This window comes from Dickeya oryzae, assembly GCF_020406815.2.
Lineage (GTDB): Bacteria > Pseudomonadota > Gammaproteobacteria > Enterobacterales > Enterobacteriaceae > Dickeya > Dickeya oryzae.
In genome coordinates, this window is record NZ_CP162670.1 from 3,868,722 (window position 1) to 3,886,026 (window position 17,305).

Genomic DNA, 17,305 nt, shown 5'->3' on the forward strand with positions numbered 1-17,305 from the left:
ATTCGCCACGCCTGTGTCAGCCTCACGCTGTTCCCATGACGGGCGACAGCACCTTACCTCACCGGGCAACGGCAGAAGTCATCACGCGACGCAGCGTCGTAGCCAGGCTGCCGGCATATCGGCCACGCCGCCTTCACGACCTTACGGCAGTCGATCACCAGTGTCGGGGACGATGCACGGCCACACAACCTGATGCAGCACATCATGGCGAGTCACAGCGCTGCGCCGAATGACGGGGTATCCAGTCAAGGGCAGGCCACCGCAAAAAAGGGGGCTCACGCCCCCACAGTCACAGTAATGCCCGTTCAGCAAATGACAACGTGTCATTACCGCCCACAATGATGTGATCTAGAACCCGCACGTCCACCAGTGCCAGCGCCGCACTGACCCGGCGCGTCAGCATCAGGTCGGCCTGACTCGGCTCCGTATTTCCACTCGGGTGATTGTGCGCCAGGATCACCGCCGCGGCATTGCAGCTCAGCGCTTTTCTGACGATTTCGCGCGGGTACACCGCAGTGGTAGCAAGGGTGCCGTAAAACAGTTCGGCATACTCAATGAGGCGGTGTCGTGTCGTGAGAAACAGCACCGCGAACACTTCGCGCTCAAACCCGGCCAACTTGGCGCACAGGTACGCCTGGGTCTGGCTCGCTGACGTGAACTCCGTGCCTAAAGGCATTTTGCAGTCTATGGCCTGACGTGCCGCCTGCAAGATTTGCTCAGTCGTCGCCGGCAGATAAAGCCCGTGTGTATCCCGCACCAGCAGTGGCGCGGTCAACAAAGAGAACGTGGGTTGTGACATGACAGTACTCCGGTTGCTCGGGCGACATTGCCCGGAGCCGACGCAGCACGGCGCAGCGCACGCCGTCACAGGGTCGCAGACGGCTTTGCCGCCAGCGCGCAACGCGCGCGCCGCCCTTGACGGCGAGAACGCCGTGGTACGATGGGCGAGACAGCAAGGCCGCCTTCATTCTCCCCTGACATTCCGTCTTCACCGTTACCTATCCTCCTTACGCTGGTATACGCCCTGACCGGTTTTGTTCAACTGCGCTTTTTTGCATGATGATCCCCTCTGCGGTCGACTTATTCGAAGACGATCAGGAAAGGATGACGACTGGCAGCCGTGAAGACTTGCCGCAGGCTCAAACGTATGACTCGTCAGTCAGGCAAGCGCAAATGCACCAACCGGAGGCGATCGATGAACCTGGATTGCATACCCATTTCAGCCTACTGCCGGGAGTCCGGTGAATCGCTGGATGCCATTAACAAACGGATACAAAGGGGAGTATGGATTGAAGGCGTCCAGGTATTAAAAGTTGATGGAGTGAAAGAACGCTGGATAGACTTAACGGAGGTTGCCAAATGGGCCAGAAAGAACAGAGATCCCTATCACTTCCCAGAGGTATAACCCTTCGCCAGCACAAAACCGGCTCCACACTGGTGATGACCTTTACCTATAAAGGGCTGCTGTGCCGGGAGCCCTTGTCATTGATGGACGTGAACACGAAAACCATCAAATATGCCGAAAGGCTACTGGGCGAGATCCAGAATAAAATCGCGGCTGAGAGCTTTGCTTACATCGATTATTTCCCTCACTCCAGAAAGCTAAAGATTTTTGGCGCCATCACCCGTCGCCGGGCTGTTATTGACTATCTGGATGAGTATCTGACGATCTGTAAAAACCGGAATCTCTCACCGTCCACCCTTGTGGGGTATAAAAAGTGCCGTTCAGTACTGTCTGCACTGCATAAGCTGCCAGTAACCAGCCTGACCCCAGCAATCCTCAAAAACTGGATCAGTCAGCAAAAAACAACCCTGAAAACCACCAGGAATCGCCTCTCATTTCTGCGTAGTGCGCTTGATGAAGCCGTCACAGATGGGCTGATCGAGGTTAACCCGGTAAAATTGGTCAGTGCGGCCAGATACCAGACAACCAGGTCGTTGAATAGCGGCCGTCATTATGAGGTCGACCCGTTTTCCCCAGCAGAAGCAACGGCCATCTATATCGCCGCAGGCAACAAGCAGTGGGAAAACCTGTTTCGGTTTGCCTTTCATACCGGTATGCGCAGTTCTGAACTCTGTGCGCTACGCTGGGAAGATATCGATTTCACCGGAAAACGCGTTAACGTCAAATCCGCCCGCGTTGTTGGCGTTATCAAAGAAACCAAAACCAAGGCTGGCCGCCGTAGTGTCGATCTAGACACGGAAGCGTTAACCGCCCTTGAGGAGCAAAAACCGTTCACGCTTATGCGTAGCAAGTTCGTGTTTGACGATCCGAAAACCGGCGCACCGTGGGCAGGCGCAGATGCCATCAGGAAGAAAGCCTGGGTTCCCACGCTCCAAAAAGCCGGGATACGCTACCGCAATCCCTACCAGACCCGCCACACCTTTGCCACCCGGCACATCAGCCGAGGCGCCAATCTGTTCTGGCTGGCCGCACAAATGGGCCACAAAGGGCCCGAAATGCTCTTTCGTCACTACGGTTCTTACCTGTCCGATTATGACGGGAATGCGGGGCGCGAATTCAACATACAATGAACATCGCGTCCCCCAGCCTCGTTTTTCATCCTCACCCAATGCGTCCCGACAGCACCGGCAAAACCGGGAAATGCACGTAAAATGCACGCGCTCGAACCTTAATAAAAATAAATCTTATAATTCAAACAGTTAAATTAAATGCGGACGCGGATTCAACTCCCCCCAGCCCACCAAAATTCTCCATAGGTGATTACCAGAGTCATTCGATGAAGTCCTGAAAGCCCGCACGGCGCAAGCCCTGCGGGCTTTTTTGTGCCCTTCGGGTTAACTTTCTGATTCATGGCATAACTCTGATTCGTCGATCAGATGAGTGTTACGTCCGACGCGGCGTAAATCCCTCACTGCGGTTTGTTTCGTTGCTTGCCGCAATGGGGAATTACCCAAATAGGTATCCTGCAAAATTTGCTCAGGTGGCCGCTTGGTATGGGTAAATTCGATCACACCGAAAGGCGTTTTATGTTCTTCTGAACGCCCGGTTGTCATTACCGTGATCCGGCCAATCGGGATTTGAGAAATGACGCCATACTCAGATAGCGCTGATTCAAGGCTGAGATAGTTATACCCGCCACGTCGCAGCGCTAACACGATGCGCTCAAGCGTGTAGGCATCTTTGCTTTTGGCATGGTTATAGACGTACACCCCGCGAATCGCACGGGTCAAAATGCCATCTTTTACCAGCCTAGTTAGCCCGGCATTAAACGCTCTGGGGCGATCGTCATGAAATATTTTGGCTAAATCGCGGAAAGTGAAAACATAACGCCCCTGCTTATCGAATGCGTTTAAACGTTCAATAGCAGTGATTCTGTCCATTCATAAGTCCACATGAAAACCACATAATTATGTTATTCACGGATACTTGAATAAGCCCACTCAGTCAAGTACACACGAAAACCACCAAAAAGTGATATTCGCGTGCACTTATGAAAATGACGTGGAAGAAGGTGATGAAAAGATGTTGCCAGACAAGGCGCACCACAGATAAAAAGGTCCATCACTTTTCAGCATTGGTATACGTTTAGGTATACACGTAAAGTCTGAATTCATATTTATGTTATAAAAATCATTATATTATATTTAGGGTGTGTCCCGTAACTATTTTTTGTACAATCAGGGACATGATTTCACCACAAAAAGTCCTTTAATTTGGCTCGTTACGATTTTCCCGATGACGCCTGGGCGTTGATTTCTCCCATGCTGCCACCTGAAAGAGGCTCTTCCCGAGGCGGGCGTCCTTATTTTGCGCACAGACATGTCATGAATGGCATATTTTGGGTGCTTTGCTCTGGCGCACCCTGGCGGGATTTACCTGAGCGTTATGGTCAATGGAAAACCATTTACAACCGCTTCAATCGGTGGTCTAAAGCCGGAATAATGAACAGCATTTTCAATAAATTACTCCAGATTCTGGATGAAAAAGCACTGATTGACTGGGATGTTATCGCGCTGGATGGCAGTAACGTTCGTGCCCTGAAAGCAGCCGCGGGTGCGAAAAAAAACATCCCGATGAATACGAGGACCATGGGCTGGGTCGCTCTCGCGGCGGCTTTGGCACCAAAATCCATCTGGCGACAGATGGCACAGGATTACCGCTGAGTTTTTGCCTGAGCGGTGGACAGGCCCACGAAAGCCGATACGCGGAAAGGTTGCTCAACCGGGTCGGGATTATCCGAAAAAGCGGGCACCTGAAATCACGCCCGAAAGCGGTGCTGGCGGATAAGGGTTATTCAGGTAAAAACCTTCGCATTCATTTGAAAATGAAAGGAATAAAAGCGGTTATTCCGTTTAAATCGAATGAGAAGGCTAGTCAGGACGGACGTCGCCCCCTCGACACACGCCTGTACAAAAAACGTAATGTCGTGGAGCGTTGCTTTGCGATACTCAAAGAAAATCGCCGTATTGCCACCCGCTCGGAGAAAACAGCAAGAAACTACCTGAGTATGCTAAAACTGGGAGCGAACAGGTTATTTTTAAAGCGGTTGTTAAGTTAAGGGACACAGCCTAGTTAATAATAAAATTTATTTTTACACCAATGAAATCTCAACTGAAAAAGCAGGACTTTTAAAATCATTTAATGTAGAGGTTGTAGCTCTTAATTTATCTAACAATGACTACAAAAAATGTATAATTCTGCAATCAATAAAATGAAAATTAATTTCAAAGATTCGATATCCGCGTGAAAATAATAAGTCCAGTCCATCCTACAACTTGACTGGACCCATTCAATTCTAACTTATACGTTTTCCCACAACTGGCATTCAGTTTGAATCTCCAATAATATTGAAAATAACTAACTATCACCTCACAAAATTAAAGTGTGGTTCAACAGCCACCTTGGAAATTCTATTTAGCGTTTCTTAAGGTAAGATCAATAAGAATCACATCGATCGCAGCAACACCAGGAAATTACTGGCAATAGAATTCCAATAAATTTTAAGAGATTCTTCAACGTTAGAAAGCTTGGCTCTTCGCTTCCCAATCTGCCAGTGTGTAAGCATCCCGTTTAACCGAACCATTCTCTTTTAGAGATCTTCCGGCAGACTAATTATGTCCCTCAGAAGAGATAGAAATATGCAAGATACAATTAACTAAATGCCATAACATAAATATATCAAGGATTATTTAAGATGAATATGCAGAACAGAAAGGTCAGGTTTTTAATTGCTAATAACACTGATTTAAGTTATGGCAAGCACTAGCATAAGATTGAGCACATACAACCATATTCAATCTAATTAACTACCAAACAGCTTGATACGAAAATATAATATCAGCGAGCTATATAAAAATATGCCTCAAGCGTCCTCGATTACATATCAACTCCACCGAGTCATGAACCCAATAAAATTTGAGTAGCTTTCTTAGTATATTACCACCATGCTCTACATCAGCCAGGTTTTACCCCGTAGTCAACTAATATCTGCATCAAGATCACTCGTGGAACATTCTTGGTTTCAAGCATAATGCCAGATTTCAATCTGGAAAGAATAAGAGCATGCATTAAAAGATGATCTTTGTAATAAATTTCAAGCTCTTTACCCATATTCTGAATGGTCAGAACGCTAAGTTTTTCCCCGCATTCACCAGTCAGGTTCATATCAACCCGCTCTGGATAATCGTCACTTTTATCGTGAAACTCTAAATGTTCTATGCAAGATGCTGGGAAACGGTAAGTTTCATTATTCACTCGAAAAATAAAATCACTCCCCACAGCACAAGATGTGCTCGAGTAAAAGAGTGCCATGCCCAATAACATCCCAATCTTAATTCTCATTATTTCCTCTGTGAGGGTCTCTTTCTTAATGCAGTGCCAGGCTAAATCAGAAATCCAGACATTCTGATCTTGAGCCTACCCTCATAAACGATATCCATTGAGTAGACTATCAGCCATGAAGTCCGTGCACCAGCATACCGGCCCCCCTTACATCACCGTCGGTGCCGTTTCGCGCGTGACCCGACCACTGGCTAAGTTGGTCACAACGATCATGGCTCCGTAAGCCAGCGCGCTTAGCGCGACAATCGTGAACAGCGATGTCAGGCCAGCGCCATACTGAGTGACAGCCAGCCACCCCACGGCCGCGGCAATGACCATGCGTACGGTTCCGGCCAGTACGGGCCAGAGCACACGTTTCGCCCCCTGGCCTGCAAAATAGAGCGCCATACCGATGCCAATAGCCCCATAGCATGGCGCGACGTTTCGCAGATACAGGCTCCCTGCCGCCAGAATGGCGTTATCGTCGCTAAACAGCGAAAGCCAAAGGCGCGGATAGACCGCCACACCAAGCCCGAGCAATTCCGTAAAGGTGAAAGCGACTGCCGCCCCCACCCAGGCGATACGTTGTGCGCGCATCGTTTGTCCCGCGCCAACATTGACGCCAACCATCGTCATGATGGCTGTCCCCAGCCCAAACAACAGCGGGATTTGCAGATAGTCGAGCCGTGAAGCAATGCCATACCCGGCGATGGCATCAGGCCCAAACCGCCCGACAATCGCCGTCACCACGGTAACGGTCAAATTGATTTGCACGGTGCCAATGGCCGATAAAAAACCAACGCCCAACACGTCGTTGAATAATCGCGAATGTAGCGGTGTGATTGCCAGCCTGATAACACTGTTGGCGGAACGCATGTGCCTGACCAGCAATAGCGTGGCGAAGAGGTAATAGAACAGTATCGCTATCCCCGCGCCAGCAACGCCCAACGACGGTATCGGCCCCCACCCCAGTATCAGCACAGGAGAGAGCGGCATCAGGATAATGCCGCCCAGCAAGGTGATGCGCGCCGGGGTTTTCGTGTCGCCCGCACCGCGCAAGGCGGCTGACAGTAATGCGACCAGCCACACCAGCGGTGCCCCGGCAAAAACCAGGTTTGAATACGCCAACGCCGCAGACAGTGACGGCCCGTTAACCCCCATGGCGCGATACAGCGCTTCACCGCCAGTAAGGATCAGTGCTGCAAACACCGCGCCCATGACAACCGCGATAATCACACCGTGCCACACCAGCGCTTGCGCATCCTGCCACCGACCGGCACCCGATGCCCGCGATATTGCCGATGATAATCCTCCGCCAATGCCGCCGTTTGCCATCATTTGCATCAGCATCAATATCGGAAATACCACGGCAACCCCGGCCAATACCCCCGCGCCAAGCGAGCTGACAAAGTAGGTTTCCATCACGCCTACGAGTGTTTGCACCACCAGCACCGCCACCGTTGGCAACGCCAGACGGAGCATCACCGGCAGGATCGGCCCGGCCAGCATCGCGGTGGTCAACGGTTTTGCGGCCGGTTCCCGGCTCCGGTTTGCATTCGGTAATAATGTCGTCATCATGCAAGCTCAACACTCAGTATGGTGGATAAGATTTACACGCTATTTTTGCTACGCTGACCCGCCGTGACCGAACCCGCGTCACTGGGCTGCCAGCCACCGCCGAGCGCTTTAAACGCCGCGACCGCCGCACGTGCGGATTCGGTTTGCGCCTGTAGCCGCGTGTCGGAAGCCTGTAGCAAGCTTTCGTCGGCCTGCAACACCTCTATCAGGCTAAGTGTGCCGTGCTGATAGGCGGCAAAGGCGGCATCCCGCGCCCGTCTGAGTGAGTCCACCCCTTGGGCCAACACGCGGGCTTGTTCTTCATCGTTAACTAACGCCGAAAACGCGTTTTCCACATCTTCTGTCGCCCGTAATACCGCCAGCCGATAGGCCGCCAGCATCTCAGCTTCCTGACCTTTAGCCTGATGGATCTGCGCGTTGATGCGACCAAAATCGAATAGCCGCCAGCGCAGTCCGATTACGCCGGACGATTGACTGGCACCATTGGTAAACAGGTTGCTGCCAGATACCGTTGTCGCGCTACCAAGCAGCCCACTCAGGGAAAATGAGGGGTAATACCCGGCGACGGCAGCACCAATACGCGCGTTGGAGGCCGCCAGTCGACGCTCGGCCACAATCAGGTCCGGGCGGCGTCGCAGCAGTTCGCCCGGCGAGCCGGTCGCGGCGATGCGCGGTGCGGCGGGAATGGCGCCAACCTCAGCCAACATGGCCCGATGCGTGCCCGGCGCTGACCCTAGCATCACATCCAGCGCGTTCATCGCGGTATCCAGCGCGGTTTGTAAAACGGGTACCGATGCCTGTACCTGCGCCAATGCGCCTTCGGCCTGCCTGACCTGAAGCTCCGCCGCCAGTCCCTTGTCATGCAAGCGGTTAATGGTCGAGAGCAGTTCCTGCTGCGTCTGTACCTGCCGACGGGCGACGTTCAAACGGGCCTGCAATCCACGAATCGTGATGTAGATATCAGCAGTCTGTGCGGCCACCGCCAGACGCGTTGCCACCGCCCCTGCTTCGGATGCCTGATACTCGGCGAGTGCCGCCTCTCGCTCACGGCGCAAGCCGCCAAACACGTCCAGTTCCCAACTGGCACCGAGGTCGGCCTCATAAGCATTCCCATAGCGGTCAAAACCCGGCGTCGAATTCAATACTTTCCCCAACGGGGTCTCGACAGACTGGTAGGCCCTGCTCGCTTGACCGGAAATATTGCCGGAAGGCAGCAGTGCTGCATTGGCCGAGCCAAGACCGGCACGCGCCTGAACCACACGTGCAGAGGCCTGCGCGAGGTCGAGATTCTGTTGCAGCGCCTGCGTGACAAGTTGGGTTAATTGCGGGTCGCCGAATCCTTCCCACCAGGTCAGAAGATCAGCATGGACGGCAGTGCGTCGTTGCTCAACGGCGTCCTGACCCAGGTATTTTTGCTGCATTGGTACAGCAGGCCGGGTGTAATCAGGGCCGACCGTACAACCGGCTAACAGAGCCGCCACGCCAAGGACGATAAAAGAGGGCTTAGGTAACATATGTTCCACCATAGACATCACGCCGAATTGTGACCATATTACAATTTAGTCACTCGTTGTCAACGCATAGGTCAGGGGGTAAACTGCCTTTTATGTATTACGTCAGGGGTAAATAGCAGACCATGAGTAAAGAAAACCCTTATCCCGTGTCGAACCGGGGCCCGGCTGATCATGACGTGCGAGATCAGATAGTGAACGCCGCGACAGAGCACTTCAGCCGCTATGGCTATGAAAAAACCACGGTGTCCGACCTTGCTAAATCAATAGGTTTTTCAAAGGCTTATATTTACAAATTCTTCTCATCTAAACAAGTGATTGGCGAGATGATTTGCTCTAACTGCCTGCGAGAGATCGAAGCGGAAGTGCGTGCCGCCGTTGACGCCGCCGACAGGCCACCTGAAAAATTACGGCGGATGTTTAAGGCCATCGTTGAAGCAGGCCTGCGCCTGTTCTTCAAAGACAGAAAGCTGTATGAGATTGCTGCATCCTCCGCGACCGAGCGCTGGCAATCGGCGATCGCCTATGAAGAGCGCATGCAGGCACTGCTGCAGGATATTTTGCGTGAAGGGCGGCAAAGTGGTGATTTTGAAAGAAAAACCCCACTCGATGAAACGACGGCGGCCATTTATCTCGTCATGCGCCCTTACCTCAACCCGCTAATGCTGCAGCAGAGTTTCGATTACATCGATGAAGCACCGGCACAGCTGTCCAGCCTGATACTCCGCAGCTTATCGCCATAGCGTCACCACCATCATTCAACATTGTGACCATTGACTAAAATGGTCACATGATTAAAGATAGGTCTCCTGATTAATCCGTCAAGGGGACTCTACTTATGGCTCGTCACCGCCTCCTTCCACTTGCAGCCATCTGCGCATTGCCGTTTGCCCTGGCCGCTTGTGGCGAAAAAACACCTTCCGACCCGCGAACACAGGCACCGCTGGTACGCTCCACTGTGGTGAGGGCCGCCGGGGTTGAATCACGGGCCTTCACCGGCACGATCGCCGCCAGAATAGAGAGTGATTTAGGGTTTCGGGTCTCCGGCAAAGTACTGGAACGGCTGGTTGATACGGGGCAAGCAGTGAAACGGGGCCAACCGCTGATGCGCCTTGACCCTGTTGACCTGGAGCTGGCTGCGCGTGCACAGCAGGAAACCGTAGCCGCCGCCCGGGCACGGGCGCTGCAAACCGCGGAAGATGAAGCCCGTTACCGTGGCCTGCAAGGAACCGGGGCGATATCGTCATCCGCTTATGACCAGGTGAAAGCCGCGGCAGACGCCGCCAAGGCTCAACTGAGTGCAGCACAAGCCCAGGCCGATGTGGCCCGGAATGCTAACCGCTATGCGATACTCGTCGCTGACAGCGATGGCATCGTGATGGACACGCTGGCCGAACCGGGACAGGTGGTCAACGCCGGGCAGACTGTCGTACGTCTGGCGCAAGCCGGGCAGCGCGAAGCGGTTATCCAGCTACCGGAAACACTGCGCCCCGCACTCGGCTCACTCGCGCTGGCAACCGGCTTTGGCAAAGAAAGCGTCGTCAGCCCGGCCACCCTGCGCCAACTCTCCAATATGGCGGACAGACTCACGCGGACATTCGAGGCCCGCTATGTACTGCAAGGCGAGCTAGCCAACGCCCCACTGGGCACGACGGTGACGATTAGAATCCCCGAACAACCCTCCACCACACAAGGCCTGCAGGTGCCACTGGCCGCCTTATTTGACGCCGGCAAAGGGCCGGGGGTGTGGGTGATCCACGGCGAACCGGCGACGGTAAGCTGGCGTCCGGTCACCATTGAAAACATGGGGGAGGATACGGCACGCGTCACCGGCCAGATACAGCAAGGCGCACCGATCGTCGCGCTCGGCGCGCACCTGCTGCACGAAGGTGAAGCGGTGCGGGTCGCTGACGTTACCGCCACAACCGCTGTGGCAGGAGGCCGCCCGTGAGCGAGAGCCGTTTTAATCTGTCGGCGCTCGCAGTACGCGAACGCGCCATTACGTTGTTTCTGATTTTCCTGATCACCGTCGCCGGTATCCTCGCGTTTTTTCAGCTCGGACGGGCGGAAGATCCGCCTTTTACAGTCAAGCAGATGACGATTGTCACCGCCTGGCCGGGAGCCACGGCGCAGGAAATGCAGGATCAGGTTGCCGAACCGCTGGAAAAACGCCTGCAGGAACTGCGCTGGTATGACCGCACAGAAACCTATACCCGTCCTGGTCTGGCTATCACCATGCTTTCTCTGCTTGACAGAGCGCCGCCTTCGGAGATTCAGGAAGAGTTTTATCAGGCGCGTAAGAAAATGGGAGATGAAGCTCAAAAATTGCCTGCCGGCGTCATCGGCCCCATCATCAACGATGAATATGCCGACGTGACGTTCGCGCTGTTTGCACTCAAAGCCAAAGGCGAGCCGCAGCGGCTGCTGGTACGGGATGCGGAAACATTGCGCCAGCAACTGCTGCACGTGCCAGGGGTGAAGAAGGTTAATATCATCGGCGAGCAGCCTGAACGCATTTTCGTTTCATTCTCCCACGACCGCCTGGCGACACTCGGCGTCACACCGCAGGATATCTTCGCTGCGCTCAATAACCAGAACCTACTGACCCCGGCCGGCTCCATCGAAACCAAAGGGCCACAGGTGTTTGTACGCGTCGACGGTGCGTTCGATAACCTGGAGAAAATCCGCCAGACCCCTATCGTGGCGCAAGGACGGACACTGAAGCTGTCGGATGTGGCGACTGTCGAGCGTGGCTATGAAGACCCCGCGACCTTTATGGTCCGCAGCAACGGTGAACCGGCGCTGTTGCTGGGCGTCGTGATGCGTGACGGCTGGAACGGGCTTAAACTCGGCCAGGCGCTTGAAGCGGAAGTCACCAATATCAACGCAGGGCTTCCTCTAGGCATGACCTTGAGCAAAGTAACCGACCAAGCCGTCAACATCAGCTCTGCCGTCGACGAGTTCATGGTCAAGTTTTTCGTCGCTTTGCTGGTCGTCATGCTGGTGTGTTTTCTCAGTATGGGCTGGCGCGTCGGTATCGTGGTCGCCGCCGCAGTCCCGCTGACGCTGGCGGCGGTGTTCGTCATCATGGCCGCCACCGGCAAGAACTTTGACCGTATCACGCTGGGTTCGCTGATTCTGGCGCTGGGCTTGCTGGTGGATGACGCCATCATCGCCATCGAAATGATGGTAGTGAAGATGGAAGAAGGGTATAGCCGTATTAAAGCGTCCGCCTATGCCTGGAGCCACACGGCGGCACCGATGCTTTCGGGTACGCTGGTAACGGCCATCGGTTTCATGCCGAACGGATTCGCCAGCTCCAGTGCCGGTGAATACACCAGCAATATGTTCTGGATCGTCGGCATCGCCTTGATCACTTCCTGGGTGGTGGCGGTGGCATTTACCCCTTATCTCGGGGTGAAGATGTTGCCGGATATCAAGAAGGTCGAGGGTGGGCACGACGCCATCTACAACACCCGTAACTACAAGCGCTTTCGGCAGGTGCTGGGGCTGGTTATTGCCCGCAAATGGATCGTCGCCGGTGCGGTCATCACGCTGTTCGTGGTATCGGTGCTTGGCATGGGAGCCGTCAAGAAGCAGTTCTTCCCGACATCCGACCGGCCAGAAGTGCTGGTTGAAGTGCAGATGCCGTACGGCACTTCGATTGAGCAAACCAGCGCCGCCACCGCGAAAGTCGAAGCCTGGCTGGCACATCAGAAAGAAGCGCGGATCGTGACGTCCTACATTGGTCAGGGTGCACCACGGTTCTATCTGGCAATGTCGCCTGAGCTACCCGATCCGTCGTTCGCCAAAATTGTGGTGCTGACAGGTAATCAAGAAGAACGGGAAGCGCTCAAATTCAGACTGCGTAACGTTGTTGCCGATGGATTGGCCTCTGAGGCCAGGGTTCGGGTGACACAACTCGTGTTCGGCCCCTATTCTCCTTTCCCCGTCGCCTACCGCGTCATGGGTCCGGATCCGGACAAGCTGCGCGCCATCGCCGATGAAGTCGGGACAGTGATGCGCGCCAGCCCGATGATGCGCACCGTCAATACGGATTGGGGGCCGCGAGTGCCGACACTGCACTTCACGCTCAATCAGGACAGGCTACAGGCCATGGGGCTGACCACCAACGCGGTATCCCTGCAATTGCAGTTCCTGTTGAGCGGCGCCCCGCTGACAGACGTGCGTGAAGATATTCGTTCGGTGCAGGTGATCGGCCGCGCGGCGGGCGACATCCGCCTTGATCCCGCCAGGATCGCCGACTTTACGTTAGTCGGTTCCGCCGGGCAGCGCATCCCATTGTCTCAGGTGGGGTCGGTCGATGTGCGCATGGAAGACCCGATCCTGCGACGCCGTGACCGCACACCGACCATCACGGTTCGCGGCGACATCGCCGAAGGACTGCAACCGCCGGATGTTTCCACCGCCATCATGACGCAGTTGCAACCGATTATAGCGCGCCTTCCGGCAGGCTACCGGATAGAACAGGCCGGTTCGATCGAGGAGTCCGCCAAGGCGACCCAGGCCATGGCACCCCTTTTCCCGATTATGATCGCTCTCACTCTGCTCATCATCATTTTGCAGGTGCGTTCGATGGCGGCCATGGTGATGGTGTTCCTGACCAGTCCGCTGGGGTTGATCGGCGTGGTGCCTACGTTGCTTATCTTCCAGCAGCCGTTTGGCATCAATGCGCTGGTCGGCCTTATCGCCTTATCGGGGATACTGATGCGCAATACACTGATCCTGATAGGGCAGATCCACCACAACGAACAGGAGGGGCTGGATCCGTTCCGTGCGGTCGTTGAAGCTACCATACAGCGTGCCCGACCGGTACTGCTAACGGCACTGGCGGCGATTCTGGCGTTTATCCCGCTCACCCATTCGGTGTTCTGGGGCACCCTGGCCTACACGCTGATTGGTGGCACGCTGGCCGGAACCGCCCTGACGCTGGTGTTCCTGCCAGCCATGTATTCTATCTGGTTCAGGATCAAACCCGTTCGCCACGGCTGAGACGTGGCGTGGCGCTATCAGGCGGTGTGATAGCGCCACGATGCCGAAATGAAACGCGGTGACGATAAGCCCGACAAAGGCTGGCGCAGTGTCGTGGTGCGCCAGCCAGATAAGTCTGAAATCGCCAATCGGCGGCAACACCACACCTCATCAGCATGACAACGGTTATTCGGCTGGATTATATAGCTGATGTACTGTGCGTACTAAAGCCAGCCCGGCTCAATATCTGAAGGAGGGAGTGTGATGACAACGGCAGAACATCTGACGCTATTAAGACGGATCGATGAATGTTACCGCGCATTGAACGGTAAGGGGCTCTATTGTGCTGAGGATGTAGAAGATCGTTATCTGTGGCTGGATCAGGCCGCCCCTTACAGTATTCTGGCCCATAGCAGCACAAGCGACCCTGTCTTTATCTACGCCAACCAGTGTGCTTTACGTTGCTTTAAGTACAGCCATGAGGAGATGTTACGGTTGCCGTCGCGGCTGAGCGCTTCCCCGGCGGATCGCGCTGAACGCCAAACGTTACTCGATATCGTCACCCGCGATGGTATTGCGAAAAACTACACCGGGCCACGTGTCGATAAGCAAGGCAATACCTTCACGATTTATGATGGCGAGGTATGGCAGTTAGGATACAACAGCGACAACGTCTGGGGACAAGCGGCGCTGTTCTGGCCTGTGCCACGTAAAAATACCCTATATACCCAATAACGCCCCTTTAGGCGTTGAAACGTCAAGGAAATAACGAGGCCCAGGGATGGGCCAAATAATACAATCAACACAGCGGCAACGTAATCTATCACGGATATATAGCAACGACTCTCCCTTTACATAAGACTCGTCCGAATAAAAAATGATTCTTTTATTGCAAATAATACGAATTTATCAAAAGCCATCACCTCGCCTGCCGATATTTACGACCTGTTACCATTTCTATATCCGCTAAAATACCTTGCACTGGCGAGATAAATTCAGGCACCGACACCTGAATATGCATAGATTTACATCCTGAAAATAAAATAACGCCCTCTATCATTCTTTCACGTATAAATTAACGTCCACTTTCCAGATAAGGTATGGACAGGGATATGAATAAGTACAGGGATGTAGCAAAAAATAATCATGCCGTGCCTGACGTTTTTTCCATCCTCGCTTTACAGGCTATATGTTGTGTCGTCTCTGGCGATACAACATCAGCAATGTTGCCAGCCACCCCATCGCTTTCACTGAGTGAGGGCATGCCTTTTCCCTATAAAAAGTATGCCATTAGCTGGCAGGACATTGACTCATCGCAGTTATTATCACCCATCGATGAAAGGCCCCGTCAGCCGCGCTTTCAGGTATCCCCTTCGGGAAGGCCACCGCTAGCATCTGGCCGCTACTGGAATGTAACGAGCAACCCGACTCAGGACAGCGTCTTTATTTCACAGTTCACAGGTAACGACATGAATATATGAATATTCGCATTCATTTTTACATGGTTAAAAAGAGGTATCATTTTTATGTTTAAAAAACTATTTATTTTTCCAGCTATTATTCTCCTCGCGACCTCACCGGTCGTATTTGCCAGGCAAGGCGTCATTCGTATTGGTGTGGATCTCGCTTATTCACCCTTTCAAACCAGAGACGTCAATGGCAATCCGGCAGGATTTGAAATTGATATTACCGATGCTATTTGTAAATCCGTCAACGCGAAATGTGATTACATCGTCAATACCTTTGATGCCCAGATCCCAGCACTTCTGGCCAAAAAAATAGATGTTATCTCACCACTGGCCGTCACCCCAAAAAGAAAAGAGGCGATAGACTTCAGTCACTATGTTTTTCATGTCCCGACCCGATTCGTAGCCAGAAAAGGAAGCACACTGCTGCCTCAGGCCGACAAGCTGTGGGGTAAAACTATCGCGGTGCAGCAAGGCACCATTCAGGAAGCCTACGCCAACAAATACTGGCAGCCCGCCGGGGCCAACGTGAAAAGCTATCCTGATCAGGACGCCATCTATGAAGATTTACGCGCCGGAAGGGTTGACGGTGCGCTGTGTCCATCGGTGTCCCTGATATTCGGTTTTCTACAAACGCCGGACGGTAAGGATTTTGAATTAAAAGGCCCGGAAGTCACGGATGACAGGTTATTCAGCATCGGCTCAGCCTACGGCATACGCAAAGGGGATACGGAAACCCAACAGCTGTTCAATCAGGGCCTGCAAAATATCATCAATGACGGTACCTTTTTGCGTATCAAGGCGCGGTATTTTGGGGATATGGATTTAAGCGTAAAAGAATAATTGGGGGGTAATTTGGCTATCCCTTCACGTATTTCTCCTTATCTCCTTGCACTCACCGTATCGCACCCGGCCTACAACGAGGCCGGGAGAAATAACATACACAGTGCGGGAACGCCCTCCGTTAAATGCCGAGGGTGTCACGCAACAGCGCGCGACATCCGCTAAAACACCGCCACATGCAGCACAGTTCTGACGGCAATACCGAACAGTGCCCCCAATGCGGCATAACGAAACAGACGAGTAAAGCGGGAGCCCACACCAAGAAAAATACCGATCCCCGGTAAATCAAAGGTCTGAATCAGTAAACCGGCCGAAGCGTTGATCTGGCTGGCTGTCATCTTGCCTTGCTGCATCAAGTCCGACACCACACCAAAATAAGCGGTACCGCCCGCCAGACATTTCACCAGCGTCGGCAACACGAAAACCGGAGAAATATGCGCGGCAGCCAGCAGTGGCGAGAAAAAGTGCTCAAGTGCCGTCACCGCGCCCGCCGCTTCCAGTATGCCAACGATCGTCATGGAGAGGATCAGCATCGGCACCGACCCCAGCGCCAGACGGATGGCATCCGCCCCGGCACTGTTAATAATGCCGATGAGGCCTCTGGCGGTGGGTTCATCCGCCGCCATCTCGCTGGAACGCTGACTCTCTGCGACAGACAATCTGCGCCCCAGCACATGATAGGTCAGCGCAGCGGCAGCCAGTCCGCCGACAATCGAGATGACAATCGCCCCCGCCCAGTGCAGACCAAACGGCGTCAGCGGATAAAACACGTTGCCCTGCCCCATCGCAAACACCATCGCCAGCGTCGCCGCCATGTGGCGATCGGACACGCCACGTTTTTCCATCATCGACAAGGTGGCGAGTGGCGCGGCGAAACTGACGAAATTGAGCTGAATCAGCGCGAAGGTGCTCATCCCGGTGAGCCCAAACGGCTTGAGGATCGGTGCCATCCAACGAACCAGCGCATCGACAACACCTTTCACTTCCAGAAAACGCATGATGACCAGCATCACCACCATAATCGGCAACAGTGTATACAGTGCAACGTCAACGGAGGCCTTCCCCGATGACATGATAATTCCAATCACGTTCATGTAATGTCCCTGTGCGGTTGAAACAGTGCCGGTTGC

At 53.7% G+C, this 17,305-nt stretch carries 16 protein-coding genes; 10 read left to right on the forward strand and 6 right to left on the reverse strand.

Translation table 11 applies throughout. The features are described 5' to 3' along the window. Window positions 1–289: 289 nt before the first annotated feature. A complete protein-coding gene (gene radC, locus LF929_RS16945) occupies window positions 290–799 on the reverse strand; it encodes a DNA repair protein RadC (protein ID WP_161132948.1) in 510 nt (169 codons plus the stop codon). A 305-nt stretch (window positions 800–1,104) separates the two neighbouring features. Between radC and LF929_RS16950 the strand changes: the two genes are divergently transcribed. The 3 genes from LF929_RS16950 to LF929_RS16960 are packed head-to-tail and all read left to right on the forward strand — an operon-like array spanning window position 1,105 to window position 2,535. Next, window positions 1,105–1,245: a hypothetical protein gene (locus LF929_RS16950; RefSeq protein ID WP_210174836.1), complete on the forward strand. Its 141-nt coding sequence runs from the start codon at window positions 1,105–1,107 to the stop codon at window positions 1,243–1,245. After that, entirely contained in the window at window positions 1,196–1,405 is a 210-nt protein-coding gene (locus LF929_RS16955; protein ID WP_027711199.1) for a hypothetical protein, read from the forward strand. Before LF929_RS16950 ends, LF929_RS16955 begins: the two co-directional genes overlap by 50 nt. Further along, window positions 1,360–2,535, forward strand: coding sequence for a tyrosine-type recombinase/integrase (locus tag LF929_RS16960; RefSeq protein ID WP_210174837.1), 1,176 nt, complete (start codon window positions 1,360–1,362; stop codon window positions 2,533–2,535). The genes LF929_RS16955 and LF929_RS16960 overlap by 46 nt, the downstream gene beginning before the upstream one ends. 264 nt (window positions 2,536–2,799) lie before the next feature. On the opposite strand, the gene LF929_RS16965 is transcribed toward LF929_RS16960, so the two are convergent. Continuing rightward, the gene (locus tag LF929_RS16965; protein ID WP_210174838.1) at window positions 2,800–3,345 is read right to left on the reverse strand and encodes a type IV toxin-antitoxin system AbiEi family antitoxin; all 546 of its coding nucleotides are present in this window, start codon (window positions 3,343–3,345) and stop codon (window positions 2,800–2,802) included. Between the two features lie 333 nt (window positions 3,346–3,678). Here LF929_RS16965 and LF929_RS16970 point away from each other — a divergent pair. After that, window positions 3,679–4,523 (forward strand): IS5 family transposase gene (locus LF929_RS16970; protein WP_226093440.1). Its coding sequence is split into 2 segments (ribosomal slippage): window positions 3,679–4,024 and window positions 4,024–4,523, totalling 846 coding nucleotides; the frame shifts between segments, so codons are not numbered across the junction. Between the two features lie 896 nt (window positions 4,524–5,419). Here LF929_RS16970 and LF929_RS16975 read toward each other — a convergent pair. The 3 genes from LF929_RS16975 to LF929_RS16985 form a co-directional block, all read right to left on the reverse strand. Beyond that, window positions 5,420–5,806: a hypothetical protein gene (locus LF929_RS16975; protein ID WP_210174877.1), complete on the reverse strand. Its 387-nt coding sequence runs from the start codon at window positions 5,804–5,806 to the stop codon at window positions 5,420–5,422. Between the two features lie 147 nt (window positions 5,807–5,953). After that, window positions 5,954–7,363 carry an MATE family efflux transporter gene (locus LF929_RS16980; RefSeq protein WP_226093439.1) on the reverse strand — a complete coding sequence of 470 codons (1,410 nt, stop codon included), beginning with the start codon at window positions 7,361–7,363 and terminating at the stop codon, window positions 5,954–5,956. Between the two features lie 32 nt (window positions 7,364–7,395). Next, window positions 7,396–8,877, reverse strand: a complete 1,482-nt coding sequence (locus LF929_RS16985; protein ID WP_226093438.1) for an efflux transporter outer membrane subunit — start codon at window positions 8,875–8,877, stop codon at window positions 7,396–7,398. 122 nt (window positions 8,878–8,999) lie between these two features. Here LF929_RS16985 and LF929_RS16990 point away from each other — a divergent pair, with 122 nt between their 5' ends. From LF929_RS16990 to LF929_RS17015, 6 genes are all read left to right on the forward strand, one after another. Next, entirely contained in the window at window positions 9,000–9,617 is a 618-nt protein-coding gene (locus tag LF929_RS16990) for a TetR/AcrR family transcriptional regulator (RefSeq protein WP_226093437.1), read from the forward strand. A gap of 95 nt (window positions 9,618–9,712) precedes the next feature. Further along, window positions 9,713–10,825 (forward strand): efflux RND transporter periplasmic adaptor subunit, encoded by a 1,113-nt coding sequence (locus LF929_RS16995; protein WP_210174874.1) that lies wholly within the window; start codon window positions 9,713–9,715, stop codon window positions 10,823–10,825. Continuing rightward, complete coding sequence (locus LF929_RS17000) at window positions 10,822–13,887, forward strand: efflux RND transporter permease subunit (RefSeq protein WP_226093436.1); 3,066 nt, start codon at window positions 10,822–10,824, stop codon at window positions 13,885–13,887. The genes LF929_RS16995 and LF929_RS17000 overlap by 4 nt, the downstream gene beginning before the upstream one ends. A gap of 243 nt (window positions 13,888–14,130) precedes the next feature. Beyond that, window positions 14,131–14,601 (forward strand): MEKHLA domain-containing protein, encoded by a 471-nt coding sequence (locus LF929_RS17005; protein ID WP_038907118.1) that lies wholly within the window; start codon window positions 14,131–14,133, stop codon window positions 14,599–14,601. Window positions 14,602–14,978: 377 nt separating this feature from the next. Beyond that, complete coding sequence (locus LF929_RS17010; RefSeq protein WP_226093435.1) at window positions 14,979–15,347, forward strand: hypothetical protein; 369 nt, start codon at window positions 14,979–14,981, stop codon at window positions 15,345–15,347. A gap of 45 nt (window positions 15,348–15,392) precedes the next feature. Beyond that, window positions 15,393–16,175 (forward strand): transporter substrate-binding domain-containing protein, encoded by a 783-nt coding sequence (locus LF929_RS17015; protein ID WP_210176018.1) that lies wholly within the window; start codon window positions 15,393–15,395, stop codon window positions 16,173–16,175. 161 nt (window positions 16,176–16,336) lie between these two features. On the opposite strand, the gene LF929_RS17020 is transcribed toward LF929_RS17015, so the two are convergent. Further along, on the reverse strand, window positions 16,337–17,269 hold the full coding sequence (locus tag LF929_RS17020; protein WP_210176019.1) for a nucleoside recognition domain-containing protein: 933 nt from the start codon (window positions 17,267–17,269) through the stop codon (window positions 16,337–16,339). Between the last annotated feature and the right edge of the window lie 36 nt (window positions 17,270–17,305).

Excerpts from the sequence above, each read along its gene's own strand:
- radC (WP_161132948.1), bottom strand. The coding sequence starts at position 799 with ATGTCACAACCCACGTTCTCTTTGTTGACCGCGCCACTGCTGGTGCGG.
- LF929_RS16950 (WP_210174836.1), top strand. The coding sequence starts at position 1,105 with ATGACGACTGGCAGCCGTGAAGACTTGCCGCAGGCTCAAACGTATGAC.
- LF929_RS16955 (WP_027711199.1), top strand. The coding sequence starts at position 1,196 with ATGAACCTGGATTGCATACCCATTTCAGCCTACTGCCGGGAGTCCGGT.
- LF929_RS16960 (WP_210174837.1), top strand. The coding sequence starts at position 1,360 with ATGGGCCAGAAAGAACAGAGATCCCTATCACTTCCCAGAGGTATAACC.
- LF929_RS16965 (WP_210174838.1), bottom strand. The coding sequence starts at position 3,345 with ATGGACAGAATCACTGCTATTGAACGTTTAAACGCATTCGATAAGCAG.
- LF929_RS16975 (WP_210174877.1), bottom strand. The coding sequence starts at position 5,806 with ATGAGAATTAAGATTGGGATGTTATTGGGCATGGCACTCTTTTACTCG.
- LF929_RS16980 (WP_226093439.1), bottom strand. The coding sequence starts at position 7,363 with ATGATGACGACATTATTACCGAATGCAAACCGGAGCCGGGAACCGGCC.
- LF929_RS16985 (WP_226093438.1), bottom strand. The coding sequence starts at position 8,877 with ATGTTACCTAAGCCCTCTTTTATCGTCCTTGGCGTGGCGGCTCTGTTA.
- LF929_RS16990 (WP_226093437.1), top strand. The coding sequence starts at position 9,000 with ATGAGTAAAGAAAACCCTTATCCCGTGTCGAACCGGGGCCCGGCTGAT.
- LF929_RS16995 (WP_210174874.1), top strand. The coding sequence starts at position 9,713 with ATGGCTCGTCACCGCCTCCTTCCACTTGCAGCCATCTGCGCATTGCCG.
- LF929_RS17005 (WP_038907118.1), top strand. The coding sequence starts at position 14,131 with ATGACAACGGCAGAACATCTGACGCTATTAAGACGGATCGATGAATGT.
- LF929_RS17010 (WP_226093435.1), top strand. The coding sequence starts at position 14,979 with ATGAATAAGTACAGGGATGTAGCAAAAAATAATCATGCCGTGCCTGAC.
- LF929_RS17015 (WP_210176018.1), top strand. The coding sequence starts at position 15,393 with ATGTTTAAAAAACTATTTATTTTTCCAGCTATTATTCTCCTCGCGACC.
- LF929_RS17020 (WP_210176019.1), bottom strand. The coding sequence starts at position 17,269 with ATGAACGTGATTGGAATTATCATGTCATCGGGGAAGGCCTCCGTTGAC.